This window comes from Lelliottia jeotgali (genome assembly GCF_016771845.1).
GTDB classification, from domain to species: Bacteria; Pseudomonadota; Gammaproteobacteria; order Enterobacterales; family Enterobacteriaceae; genus Enterobacter; species Enterobacter jeotgali.
Window position 1 is genome coordinate 858,301 of the sequence record NZ_JAENMQ010000001.1, and the last position, 12,699, is coordinate 870,999.

The 12,699-nt window shown below is 55.3% G+C and carries 8 protein-coding genes and 1 tRNA gene; 6 read left to right on the plus strand and 3 right to left on the minus strand.

Annotated features, from left to right (window positions below; genetic code table 11):
- Nucleotides 1-226: 226 nt before the first annotated feature.
- Genes JBO43_RS04145 through JBO43_RS04155 form a run of 3 tightly spaced genes read left to right on the plus strand, consistent with a single transcriptional unit; the run spans nt 227 to nt 5,336 of the window.
- Complete coding sequence (locus tag JBO43_RS04145) at nt 227-1,312, plus strand: efflux RND transporter periplasmic adaptor subunit (protein ID WP_167381236.1); 1,086 nt, start codon at nt 227-229, stop codon at nt 1,310-1,312.
- Nucleotides 1,312-4,374, plus strand: a complete 3,063-nt coding sequence (locus tag JBO43_RS04150; RefSeq protein WP_202673766.1) for an efflux RND transporter permease subunit — start codon at nt 1,312-1,314, stop codon at nt 4,372-4,374. The genes JBO43_RS04145 and JBO43_RS04150 overlap by 1 nt, the downstream gene beginning before the upstream one ends.
- The gene (locus JBO43_RS04155; protein ID WP_202673767.1) at nt 4,371-5,336 is read left to right on the plus strand and encodes an acyltransferase; all 966 of its coding nucleotides are present in this window, start codon (nt 4,371-4,373) and stop codon (nt 5,334-5,336) included. The genes JBO43_RS04150 and JBO43_RS04155 overlap by 4 nt, the downstream gene beginning before the upstream one ends.
- A gap of 127 nt (nt 5,337-5,463) precedes the next feature.
- Here the strand turns inward: JBO43_RS04155 and pagP are convergent, their stop codons facing one another.
- Nucleotides 5,464-6,039 carry a lipid IV(A) palmitoyltransferase PagP gene (gene pagP / locus JBO43_RS04160; RefSeq protein ID WP_095282543.1) on the minus strand — a complete coding sequence of 192 codons (576 nt, stop codon included), beginning with the start codon at nt 6,037-6,039 and terminating at the stop codon, nt 5,464-5,466.
- Nucleotides 6,040-6,262: 223 nt separating this feature from the next.
- Here pagP and shiA point away from each other — a divergent pair, with 223 nt between their 5' ends.
- From shiA to JBO43_RS04175, 3 genes are all read left to right on the plus strand, one after another.
- Nucleotides 6,263-7,573, plus strand: a complete 1,311-nt coding sequence (shiA, locus tag JBO43_RS04165; RefSeq protein ID WP_095282544.1) for a shikimate transporter — start codon at nt 6,263-6,265, stop codon at nt 7,571-7,573.
- A gap of 79 nt (nt 7,574-7,652) precedes the next feature.
- Nucleotides 7,653-9,107 (plus strand): AMP nucleosidase, encoded by a 1,455-nt coding sequence (locus JBO43_RS04170; RefSeq protein ID WP_095282545.1) that lies wholly within the window; start codon nt 7,653-7,655, stop codon nt 9,105-9,107.
- Between the two features lie 18 nt (nt 9,108-9,125).
- Nucleotides 9,126-10,901 (plus strand): aminopeptidase P family protein, encoded by a 1,776-nt coding sequence (locus JBO43_RS04175; protein ID WP_202673768.1) that lies wholly within the window; start codon nt 9,126-9,128, stop codon nt 10,899-10,901.
- A 107-nt stretch (nt 10,902-11,008) separates the two neighbouring features.
- Here the strand turns inward: JBO43_RS04175 and JBO43_RS04180 are convergent.
- Both JBO43_RS04180 and JBO43_RS04185 read right to left on the minus strand, forming a co-directional pair.
- Nucleotides 11,009-11,084: transfer RNA gene (locus JBO43_RS04180), tRNA-Asn, on the minus strand.
- 80 nt (nt 11,085-11,164) lie between these two features.
- Nucleotides 11,165-12,679, minus strand: a complete 1,515-nt coding sequence (locus JBO43_RS04185; RefSeq protein ID WP_103946151.1) for an EmmdR/YeeO family multidrug/toxin efflux MATE transporter — start codon at nt 12,677-12,679, stop codon at nt 11,165-11,167.
- Between the last annotated feature and the right edge of the window lie 20 nt (nt 12,680-12,699).

Genomic DNA, 12,699 nt, shown 5'->3' on the forward strand with positions numbered 1-12,699 from the left:
TTCCTTTTTCACAGACTATGCTCATAAACAGACATTCCGGGCTTGCGATTAACGCTAAGGGAGGAAAGATGTTTGGATATAGCCTGATTCGCCTCGCGTTGTTTATTGTGCTGGCCATTATGTCCAGTGCAGCCGTAGGGCTATTTACTTATCTGGTGGTGTCATCCTTTGCCGAATAAAGTAAGTGTGGGTAATAAATAGATTTTTTATTTATCAGGGGAATAGCGTGAATCGTTACATTTCTCTTATACCGATAATTATTCTTCTCGTTACCGCCTGCGATCAAAAACCGGCAGAAGCTCCACCTCAGCCGAGAATGGTTAAAGTCGCCGTGGTGATGGATGCGGGCCAGGCACAACAGCGCGTGTTTCCTGCCAGAATAGAATCCGGCGACGCCACCGACCTGTCGTTTAAACGCGGCGGCCAGATTGAAACGCTCGATATCCGCCAGGGGACAAGCGTAAAACAAGGGCAGCAGTTGGCCAGCCTCAATGCGCGTGAAGCGCAACAGCGAGTTCGAGACAGACAGACCTCCGCCACGCTGGCGCAGCGCCAGTTCGACCGTTTTCAGACGCTGGCTGGCCGTCAGGCCATTTCAAAAGCCGAGATGGACGTGCAACGCGCTACCCGTGATTCTGCCAACGCCGCACTCAAAATTGCCCAGGAAGAGCTGAGCCAGATGACGCTTACAGCACCCTTTGCGGGCACGGCCGCCACCGTTCAGGTACGCAATCATCAGGTCGTTTCCGCCGGTCAACCCATCGTCACGTTGACCCGAACCGACTTGCTGGACGTGGTGTTTAGCATTCCTGAAAATCTGTTTAAAACCCTGGATATCCGTAACGCTGACTATCGCCCGGTGGTGAAAATTAATTCTCTACCGGATCGCGAATTTAGCGCGGTTTACAAAGAACACACGGGCAGTAGCGACAGCAACACCCTGACGTGGCAGGTGATTTTAACCATGCCGCGGCCCGACGATTTCCCGGCAGTGGGCGGCGTGAGCGGCACCGTGACGGTCAATCTGGCGAACCTTCCGGCAAGCGTAGGACGTCATGCTCTGGCCGTTCCGGTGGAAGCGGTTTTCAACCCGAATAGCAGCGCACGCAACGAACCCCATGTCTGGGTAGTGAAAGGCGATGGCGACAATTTACAGCTTGAGGATCGCAAAGTGGCGGTCGGGCAAGTGACCGCGCAGGGGGTGATTATCACCGAAGGGCTGAACGCCGGTGAACGCGTGGTCGCGGCGGGTGTCGGCGAATTACATGCGGGGCAGCAGGTGCGCATCTGGACGCGTGAGCGAGGTCTGTAATGGATATCTCGCGCCAGTTTATCGACAACCCGATCCGCGTCTGGCTGACCGTTCTGCTGCTGGGCGTCGGTGGTATTTTTGCCCTGCTTAATATTGGTCGGCTGGAAGATCCGGCGTTTACCATCAAAACTGCCGTGGTCATCACCCACTACCCCGGCGCGTCTGCCCAACAGGTGGAAGAAGAGGTCACGCTGCCGCTGGAAAATGCGCTGCAGCAACTGCCGTATCTCGATAACGTCAGTTCGATCTCCTCGAACGGGCTATCGCAAATAACCGTTAATATCGCCTCGCGCTATCACTCAAACGAACTGCCGCAAATCTGGGATGAGCTGCGTCGTCGCGTGGGCGATGCATCGCGTCAGTTTCCTCCGGGGGTGGTCACACCCTTTGTGAATGACGATTTTGGCGATGTATTTGGCTTTTTCTTTGCCATCTCTGGCGACAGCTTTACGAATCCCGAACTGGCGCAGTACGCCGAACAGCTCAGGCGCGAGCTGGTGCTGATCCCCGGCGTGGGAAAAGTGGCAATTGGCGGCGCGGTCCCACAGCAGATTAATGTCGATATCAATCTTGCCAAAATGGCCGCCCGCGGAATAACGCTTGGGCAGATCTCCACGCTGTTGGGCCGTGCGAATAGCGTCTCCAGTGCCGGTGAAATCGTCTCAGGCAGCGAATCTATTCGCCTGCATCCGACGGGCGAGTTTCAGAATATCGATGAACTTGGCGATATGATGATTACCCCGCCAGGCGTCGGGGCGGCAACCCGCTTGCGCGATATCGCCACGGTTTCACGCGGGCTGAGCGTTTCGCCATCGAGTATTTATCACGCGAATGGCCGCCAGGCGGTGACTATGGGCGTCTCCTTTATTCCGGGCGTGAACGTTCCCGACGTGGGGCGCGCCCTTGAAGCAAAATTGAAGCACATGTCGGCGGAAAAACCGGCGGGCATTAACATCGATCTGTTTTACGACCAGGCCGCAGAAGTGAGCCATTCGGTGAACGGCTTTATTATTAACTTCCTGATGGCGCTGGCGATTGTCATCGGCGTGCTGTTGATTTTTATGGGCTTACGCAGCGGTATTATTATCGCCCTGTCGCTGGCGCTCAACGTGCTGGGCACCTTGCTTATCATGTATTTGTGGGGGATTGAGTTACAGCGTATTTCTCTGGGCGCTTTAATTATCGCTCTGAGCATGCTGGTCGATAATGCGATCGTGATCGTCGAAGGAGTATTGATTGCCAGACAGCGTGGCTCGACGCTGATGACCGCCATTCAGTACGTGATCCGCCGCTCGGCGCTGCCCCTGCTGGGCGCTACGGTTATCGCCATTTTAGCCTTTGCTCCCATTGGCCTCTCGCAGGATTCGACGGGAGAATACTGTAAATCCCTGTTCCAGGTGCTGCTGATTTCCCTGCTGTTAAGCTGGTTTTCCGCGCTCACCCTCACGCCGGTGATGATCAAATGGTGGTTGTTTAAAGGCCAGAAAGTGGCCGATACGCCTGCGGATGTCGACCCGTATAACCAACGGTTCTACCGGTTGTATCAGCAGATGCTGAACGCGCTGATGGTGCGCAAAACGATCACTTTGACGCTGATGGTTATCCTGCTTGCAGGCGCAGTATGGGGATTCGGCGCGGTGCGACAAAACTTCTTCCCGTCGTCAAACACGCCGATTTTCTTTGTCGATCTGTGGTTGCCCTACGGCACCGACATTGCTCAGACCGAGAAAATCACCAGCGACATTGAAAAATCAATCAACGGCCAGCCTGGCGTGGTCACCACCGTCTCGACCATCGGTCAGGGGAGTATGCGTTTTATTCTGACCTACAGCGGCCAGCGGCAGTACAGCAATTACGCGCAAATCATGGTGCGGATGGACGACCAGCGCAATATCGCCGCGCTGACACGCCACGTTGACGAGGACATCGCCCGCCACTATCCGGAGATTAACGCCAGCACCAAACGGGTGATGTTTGGTCCGTCCGGCGATAGCGCCATCGAAGTGCGGATCAAAGGGCCGGACCCTGACAGGTTGCGGCAGATTGCAAGCCAGGTGGATGATATTCTGGCGCGAGATCCGGCCACCGACAGCGTGCGCAATGACTGGCAAAATCGCAGCAAAGTGATTCGCCCACAGTACGTCGCCGCCTCCGGGCGCGAACTGGGCGTGGATAAACAGGATATCGACAGCGCGCTGGAGATGAATTTCTCCGGCAGCCGTATCGGCTTATACCGTGAAGGCTCGGACCTGCTGCCCGTTATCGTGCGCCCGCCAGAAAGCGAGCGTCAGGACGCGAACCATCTCAATAACGTGCTGGTGTGGAGCCAAAATCGTCAGCAATATATTCCGCTGAGCAACGTGGTGAGCGGCTTTGCGCTGGAGTGGGAAGATCCGCTGATCCTGCGCCGGGACCGCAGCCGGGTGCTGACGGTGCAGACCGATCCCGACCCGCTCAGTAACGAAACATCCGGCGATATACTGGCGCGGGTAAAACCGCAGATTGATGCCCTTTCCCTGCCGCACGGTTACAGCATCGAATGGGGCGGCGACGCGGAAAACTCCAGCGAGGCGCAGCAAGGTCTTTTCACTACGCTGCCAATTGGTTTCCTGGTGATGTTTATTATCACCATCCTGATGTTTAGCTCGGTGAAAAATGCGGTCGCCATCTGGCTGACGGTGCCGCTGGCACTGATTGGCGTGACGCCAGGATTTTTACTCACCGGTATTCCGTTTGGTTTTATGGCGCTGATTGGTCTGCTGAGTCTGAGCGGGATGTTGATCCGCAACGGCATCGTGCTGGTCGAGGAAATCGAGCAGCAGAAAGAGCATAAAGCGCAGCACGAGGCGATTGTTGATGCCGCAACGTCGCGCCTACGGCCTATTCTGCTGACCGCGTTTACTACGGTGCTGGGGCTCGCTCCGCTGTTGCGCGATGTGTTCTTCCAGAGCATGGCGGTAGTGATTATGTTCGGGCTAGGCTTTGCCACTGTCTTGACCCTGTTGGTACTTCCGGTTATTTATGCCTGTTTCCACCCTACGGAGAGGGCTGCCCCACAATGAACCCAACCGGGCTAAATATTATTAAAACGCTGGGATGCATGACGGCGGTAACATTTTTCACGCTTTATCACACCCGAGATAATTACGATTACGATTACCACTGGGTGCTCGGTTTTCTGACTTTTATTTCGACCGTCGCCACGCCACTGTTTTTTGTTGTCGCCGGTTATCTGGATGCCCAGTCAAGGCATGACCAGCGCTGGCAGCTATCGAAGATCAAAGCTGTGGTGATAGTGTTTCTGTTCTGGATGACGGTTTATTATCTGTGGGAGCCGTATCAGCGCGGCTATTTAATCCAGCCGTGGTTTGTTTTTACCTTTATCGTGATTTATACCTTCCACCCGCTCATCGAATGGTTAAGCCAGCGGCGAAAAACGCTGATAGGCGTAACCTGCACTTTGCTGCTGTTTTCTTACGGTTACGATTTGCTGTCGGCGCTTTATCCCGACAAACATTTACTCTCGCTGGCCCCGCAATATCGGCTCTGGACCTGGCTGTTGTTTTATCTGACCGGCCAGATATTCTTCGACCCGGTTATATCCGCGTGGATAAGTAAAGACAAGGTGGTGAAAACGGCGGTGGCGGCCATCCCTGTGATTTATCTGTTCACCTGGTTTTATGAGCGCCATTTTTTCTTCGCCGTTTTCAAGGCGGACAGAAATGCGTTCATTCTCACCGGCTCGCAAATTTACTTCCTGATTGTGGCGCTGGTCATTGCCGCCAACGGCGTGCGTTTTCGTAAAAATATCGAATTCAAAGAGGCCATTTTAGCCGCCGTCAGCAAAACCATGACCGGGGTGTATATTCTGCATTATTCCGTGTTCCATCTGCTGACATCGCTGATTCCGGTGACATCACTAACCACAAAACTGCTGCTGATCGTCCTGACATTTGTGGCGTCGGTGCTGATTTCAATGCTGGCGCTGTCGAATGCGACGGTTAAGAAGATCATCACCCTTTAAGACCGTGCGGTCTGGTGCCCTCACCCCGGCCCTCTCCCACAGGGAGAGGGAGAAAACATTAAAAACGGCAACGATGTTGCCGTTTTGCATTTACCTCGCAGCCGCCACCCGGCTTCAGTCTCCGAATCTAAAACCCATACCTCAACCACGCAAACAGCACGTTGCCGTTGTTATAGGTGCCGGGAATATAGGTAAATTGCACATTCAGGCGCTTATAACCGGCGGAGAACAGCGGCAAAATAATCGGCAGCGGAACATAGTTAGCAAAATCCTTCCGCGCCGTGATCCCGGCCGTTACACCCAGTCCTAAACGGACATCCTGCGCATTATCCAGATACCAGCCCTTCTCCCAGCCGTAGCCAACAATCGGCTGCCATTCGTTATGAGAGTCTTTAAACATCATCGCGTAGAGGGAACTCCAGTTCCCCTGTTCGTTGTAACGAGATACCCCAAAACCGCCACCCCACGGCATTTCGTTGTAGTTATCGGTTTTTTCTTTGTCGTACATAAAGCGCGCATGCCAGCTCAGAAAAGGCAGATAGAGATCGTAATTTTGCGGCTCATTCCACGTCTGAGACACATCGCTGGTGAAATTATTCCACCAGCCGGTAATGCGCTGTTCCCCGTAAACGCCAGGCTCCGCATACGCGGGAAGTGCCAGCAAGACCATGACGATAATCAAAACCATTCGAATCCGTTGCATAGTCAAATCCTCTGCAAAATCGTTCTGCGATACCTAATACTGTAATCCCTTTCTGGAAACTCCTTCGCCGCGTTTTGGAAATTTTAATGCACGCGACGGATAAAATCGTTTTCAGCTGCCGCCTGTCGGGGTAGTCTCATTGATTCCGCTCAATGAGCGGGCACGATGTGAGTAACCTTTTCCCATACTAATAATGAAAAATTTGGTACAGACAGGACAAAACATGGACTCCACCCTCATCTCCGAACGCCCTAATACGGAGACACCCTCGCTCAATCGCGCACGGCGCGCCGCACTCGGCAGCTTTGCCGGTGCCGTCGTCGACTGGTATGACTTTCTGCTCTATGGCATCACCGCCGCACTGGTATTTAACCGCGAATTTTTCCCGCAGGTCAGCCCCGCGATGGGTACGCTCGCCGCGTTTGCCACCTTCGGCGTCGGGTTTTTATTCCGCCCTTTGGGCGGCGTGATTTTCGGCCATTTCGGTGACAAACTGGGCCGTAAGCGGATGCTGATGCTCACCGTCTGGATGATGGGGATCGCCACGGCGCTGATTGGCATTTTGCCGTCATTCGACATGATTGGCTGGTGGGCTCCGGTCCTGCTGGTGACGCTGCGTGCGATTCAAGGTTTTGCCGTGGGCGGCGAATGGGGCGGTGCGGCGCTGTTGTCTGTCGAAAGCGCGCCTAAAAATAAAAAAGCGTTCTACAGCAGCGGCGTGCAGGTGGGTTACGGCGTGGGCCTGCTGCTCTCTACCGGGCTGGTTTCACTTATCAGCCAGTTGACCACTGACGAGCAGTTCCTGAGCTGGGGCTGGCGCATTCCGTTCCTGTTCAGCATTGTGCTGGTGCTGGCGGCGCTGTGGATCCGCAACGGCATGGAAGAGTCAGCAGAATTTGAACAGCAGCAAAGTGAGCCACCGGTTGCGAAAAAACGCCTGCCGGTGATGGAAGCACTGATGCAGCATCCCGGTGCATTCCTGAAAATTATCGCCCTGCGCCTGTGTGAGCTGCTGACGATGTATATCGTTACCGCCTTTGCCCTGAACTATTCGACGCAAAACCTCGGCCTGCCACGTGAGCTTTTTCTGAATATTGGCCTGTTGGTCGGCGGGATTAGCTGCCTGACCATCCCCTGCTTCGCCTGGCTTGCAGACAGGTTTGGCCGTCGACGCGTTTACATCACCGGAGCGCTGATCGGCAGCCTCAGCGCCTGGCCGTTCTTTATGGCGCTGGAAGCGCAATCGCTGTTCTGGATAGTGTTCTTCGCCATCATGCTGGCTAACATCGCCCACGACATGGTGGTGTGCGTGCAGCAGCCGATGTTCACCGAAATGTTTGGCGCGAGCTACCGCTACAGCGGCGCAGGCGTGGGCTATCAGGTGGCAAGCGTGGTCGGCGGCGGATTTACGCCGTTTATCGCCGCGGCCTTAGTCACCTTCTCCGGCGGCAACTGGCAAAGCGTGGCGATTTACCTGCTCGCGGGCTGTCTGATTTCGGCCACAACGGCGCTGCTGATGAAAGACGCTCACTGATGATGTCCTGACTTTTTTTTCACATGTGTGTGACATACTATCGAGTGACGTCGCACATCTGTGGATCAAGGAGACAGACATGAATAATAAGGGCTTAAGCCTGACACCTGCTCAGGCGCTGGAAAAGCTGGAGGCGTTGTACGAACAATCTGTCAACGCCCTGCGCACCGCCATTAGCGAGTACATTGAGAACGGAACGCTTCCTGATGAAAAGGCCCGAATCGACGGCCTTTTTGTTTATCCTTCGCTCTCGGTCACCTGGGATGGTGGCACCACCAATACGCCCAAAACCCGCGCGTATGCTCGCTTTACCCACTCCGGCTGTTATTCCACGACCGTCACCCGCCCTTCTCTGTTCCGCCCTTATCTTGAGGAACAGCTGACGCTGCTGTATCAGGATTACGACGCGCATATCGCCGTAGAACCCTCGCTGCATGAAATCCCGTATCCGTATGTCATTGATGGCTCGGCGCTGACGCTGGACCGTTCGATGAGCGCCGGGTTGACGCGCCATTTCCCGACCACCGAGCTTTCACAGATTGGTGATGAAACGGCAGATGGCATTTACCATCCAGCGGAGTTTTCCCCGCTGTCGCACTTTGATGCCCGCCGCGTTGATTTCTCGCTGGCGCGCCTGCGTCACTACACCGGCACGCCGGTTGAACATTTCCAGCCCTTTGTGCTTTTCACCAACTACACCCGCTACGTGGATGAGTTTGTGCGCTGGGGCTGCAGCCAGATCCTCGATCCGGATAGCCCGTACGTAGCGCTCTCGTGTGCTGGAGGGATCTGGATCACCGCCGAAACCGAAGCGCCGGAAATGGCGATTTCCGATCTGGCATGGAAAAAGCATCAAATGCCTGCCTGGCACCTGATCACCGCAGACGGCCAGGGTATTACGCTGATTAATATCGGCGTCGGCCCGTCGAATGCCAAAACCATCTGCGACCATCTGGCGGTACTGCGCCCGGACGTGTGGCTGATGATTGGCCACTGCGGCGGCCTGCGTGAAAGCCAACTGATTGGCGACTATGTGCTGGCCCATGCATATCTGCGCGACGACCACGTGCTCGACGCAGTGCTGCCACCGGATATCCCAATCCCGAGCATCGCCGAAGTGCAGCGCGCCTTGTACGACGCCACCAAACAGGTAAGCGGGATGCCAGGCGAAGAGGTCAAACAACGTCTGCGCACCGGGACCGTCGTCACCACCGACGACCGTAACTGGGAGCTGCGCTACTCTGCCTCTTCGCTGCGCTTTAACTTAAGCCGCGCGGTAGCGATTGATATGGAAAGCGCCACCATTGCCGCTCAGGGCTACCGTTTCCGCGTTCCGTACGGCACGCTGCTGTGCGTTTCGGACAAACCGCTGCACGGCGAGATTAAACTGCCGGGCCAGGCTAACCGCTTTTATGAAGGGGCGATTTCCGAGCATTTGCAGATCGGTATTCGCGCGATAGATTTACTGCGTGCAGAAGGCGACAAGCTGCATTCACGCAAACTGCGCACCTTCAACGAACCGCCGTTCCGCTAATAACAACAAGGAAAAACCATGCACACCACCACACCGCTTACGGCGCTTCGCCAGTGGCTACAGGAAAACAATCTCGACGGGATGATCGTGCCGCGCACCGACGCGTGGCAGAGCGAATACTGCGCACCGCATTTCGAAAAGCTGGCGTGGCTGACCGGCTTTGACGGCTCTGCAGGGCTGGCATTGGTTCTGAAAGATCGCGCGTTGCTGTTTGTCGACGGTCGCTATCAGGTACAGGCTCGCGTGCAGGTCAATATGGATGATTTTGCGATCCATCATCTGCACAACGAACCGCTGGCCCAGTGGCTTGACGCGAATGCGAGCGACGGAATGCGCATCGCCTTTGATCCTCTGCTGATGACCCACAACGAATACCAACAGCTTGCCGTCACCGGCTGCGAATTTGTCCCGCTCAACGCGTCACCTTTCGACACATTATGGAGCGATCGCCCCGCTGCCCCGGCGGGCCTGATCCGCGAGATGCCCGTTGCGGTCAGCGGTGAAAGCAGCGCCGACAAACGTCGTCGTGTGGCGCAATTGCTGCAGGATAACAGCGCGGATTATCTGGCGATAACCATGCCGGACAACATCGCCTGGCTGCTGAACGTGCGTGGGTCTGATATCCACACCAGCCCGGTGCCGCTCTCCTTTGCATTGCTGAGCCGCGAGGGTGACGTCGAATGGTTCGTCGATGGCGACAAACTTCGCGAACTGCCCGCTTCTGCTGTCGATGGGATAGTGATTTCGCCGCAGGATGATTTTGTGCACCGCTGCAAACAGGTCAGCGAAGGCAAACGCGTGTGGCTGGATGCGGATTCTGCTCCGGTTGCGCTGCGTTTTGCGATTGAGCCGCAGGGAGAGATCCTCTGGCAGGCCGATCCGGTGACGCTTATGAAAGCGCACAAGAACCCCGTCGAGCTGGAAGGCTATCGCGAATGCCATCAGCAGGACGGTGCCGCGTGGGTGAATTTTATCGCGTGGTTGTCGCATGAAGTACCGCAGCGCGAGGCGGCAGGCAAGCCGCTGACCGAACTGGAAGCGCAGGCGCAGCAGCTTAAATTCCGTGAACAACAGCAAGGCTTTATCGAGCAAAGTTTCGAGACGATTTCCGCCTCCGCCAGTAACGCGGCAATGTGCCATTATCACTCCAGCGCCGCATCAAATAAGGCAATTACCAGCGGCCATTTCTACCTGAATGATTCTGGCGGCCAGTATCATAACGGCACCACGGATGCGACCCGTACGCTGGCGTACAGCAAGCTGGATGCGCAGCAGCGGTTGCACTATACCGCCGTGCTAAAAGGCTTTTTATCGCTCATTACGCTGCAATTCCCGTCGGGTACGCAGGGGCATCAACTGGACGCGTTCGCTCGTCGTCCGCTGTGGGAACTGGGACTGGATTACGATCATGGCACCGGGCACGGCGTGGGGCATCAGCTACTGATCCACGAAAACCCGCAGCGCATCGCCAAGAAAGTGAACCCGTGGCCGCTGACTGCGGGGAGTATCATCACCATCGAGCCGGGGTATTATCAGGCCGACAGCCACGGTATTCGCATTGAAAATCAAGTGGAGATTGTTGAGAGCATTCCGGGCTTCTGCAAGTTTGCTTCCCTGACGCTTATCCCGATTGATTTAAGCCAGGTTGAATTGCAGTTGCTCAACGATCAAGAGAAGCAGTGGCTGGATGATTATCATCAGCAGGTGAGAGAGGTTCTGTCGCCGCTGGTCAATAGCGATGCGCGACCGTGGCTGTTTGAAGCCACCGCGCCGATACGCGTGCAGGCGGGATAATCTGTACGGTCCTGTAGGCCGGGTAAGGCGTAGCCGCCACCCGGCAATTCCACCGAACGCAGAAAAGCAAAAAGCCCGCTCAGTTTCCTGAGCAGGCTTCTTAAATATGGCTCCTCTGACTGGACTCGAACCAGTGACATACGGATTAACAGTCCGCCGTTCTACCGACTGAACTACAGAGGAATCGTGTGAACGGGGCGCATATTATCGATGCCACCTGTCATTGTCAAAGACAGAATGCATAAAAAAGTTCGTTTGCTGATTTATTCTTCAGTTCGCACATTTGTCAGGCGTTCTGAAGGTTCCGGCGTCGCATTTTCGCTCTTGATTCGCGGGTATTTCCATAGCCAGCGCCCGCTGACCATACGCCAGTAAAACAGTGCGCCGCGCACCGCCCAGTCGAGGAACATCCCCAGCCAGACGCCGACAACCCCCATACCGAGCATAATACCAAGCCCATAGCCCGCCACTACGCGACAGCCCCACATGCCGAGCATCGACACCCACATCGCAAAGCGCGCATCACGTGCGCCTTTAAGCCCCGCAGGAAGCACCCACGACGCCGCCCAGATGGGCATAAACGCGGCATTCAGCCAGATGAGGATTTTGACCACCTCTTTGACGTCATCTTCATGGGTGTAGAATGAGGCCATCAGCCCCGCGAACGGCGCGGTTCCCCACGCGATAATTGTCAGTCCAATTGTTGATAGCCAGAATACGTGACGCAACTGGCGCTCCGCCTGGGCGATTTGCCCTTTGCCGAGCCGTTTCCCGGTGATAATCGTCGATGCCGATCCGAGGGCGTTCCCTGGCAGGTTAATCAGCGAAGCAATCGAGAACGCGATAAAGTTACCGGCGATAACGTCGGTACCCATCCCGGCGACAAACATTTGAGTCAACAGTTTCCCGCCGTTAAACAATACAGATTCGATACTGGCAGGAATACCAATCCCCATCACTTCCCAGATAATGGCGAAATTGAACGGGCGGAAATAGCTTTTTAACGAGAGTTTAAGCGCCGGGTTTACGCCCATCATCAGCACCGCGACAATCGCTATTGCGCCGATATACCGCGAGATGGTCAGCCCCAGCCCTGCTCCGACAAATCCCAGACCATCCCATGAGAAAAGCCCGTAAATCAGTATGCTGCTAATGATGATATTGAGAATGTTCATGCCGCCGTTAATCAGCAGCGGAATTTTAGTGTTGCCCGCACCGCGCAGTGCACCGCTACCAATCAAGGCGATAGCCGCCGCCGGATAGCTCAGTACCGTCATTTCAAGATAGGTCAGCGCCAACCCTTTCACTTCATCGGTCGCCTCCCCTGCCACGATATCGATAATCTCTTTACCGAAATAGTGGATTACCGCTGCCAGAATTATCGAGAAGACGGTCATGATCATCAGCGACTGTCGAGCCGCCTCGCGCGCACGCTTCGGATCGAGTTTGCCGAGACTAAAGGCGACAACCACCGTCGTACCAAGATCGATGGCGGCAAAGAACGACATCACTACCATATTGAAGCTGTCTGCCAGCCCCACGCCCGCCATCGCCTCTTTACCCAGCCAGCTCACCAGAAACGTACTGAGCACGCCCATCAGCAGAACGCAGGTGTTTTCCAGAAAGATAGGCACAGCAAGGGGGGTGATTTCACGCCAGAACAGAACACGATAGCTTTTACGTTTGGCATACCAGGGCGTACGTTTAACGGCCTGGCGCAGAGCGGAAGTGACGTTCAAAATGGACCTTAACGAGAGAAAGTTGAAACTCCATTTCAAATGATGAGGGAGAAACGCTA

What these genes read in the sequence shown, in the direction of transcription:
- JBO43_RS04150 (WP_202673766.1), top strand. Translation starts at nt 1,312, where the DNA reads ATGGATATCTCGCGCCAGTTTATCGACAACCCGATCCGCGTCTGGCTG.
- JBO43_RS04155 (WP_202673767.1), top strand. Translation starts at nt 4,371, where the DNA reads ATGAACCCAACCGGGCTAAATATTATTAAAACGCTGGGATGCATGACG.
- pagP (WP_095282543.1), bottom strand. Translation starts at nt 6,039, where the DNA reads ATGCAACGGATTCGAATGGTTTTGATTATCGTCATGGTCTTGCTGGCA.
- shiA (WP_095282544.1), top strand. Translation starts at nt 6,263, where the DNA reads ATGGACTCCACCCTCATCTCCGAACGCCCTAATACGGAGACACCCTCG.
- JBO43_RS04170 (WP_095282545.1), top strand. Translation starts at nt 7,653, where the DNA reads ATGAATAATAAGGGCTTAAGCCTGACACCTGCTCAGGCGCTGGAAAAG.
- JBO43_RS04175 (WP_202673768.1), top strand. Translation starts at nt 9,126, where the DNA reads ATGCACACCACCACACCGCTTACGGCGCTTCGCCAGTGGCTACAGGAA.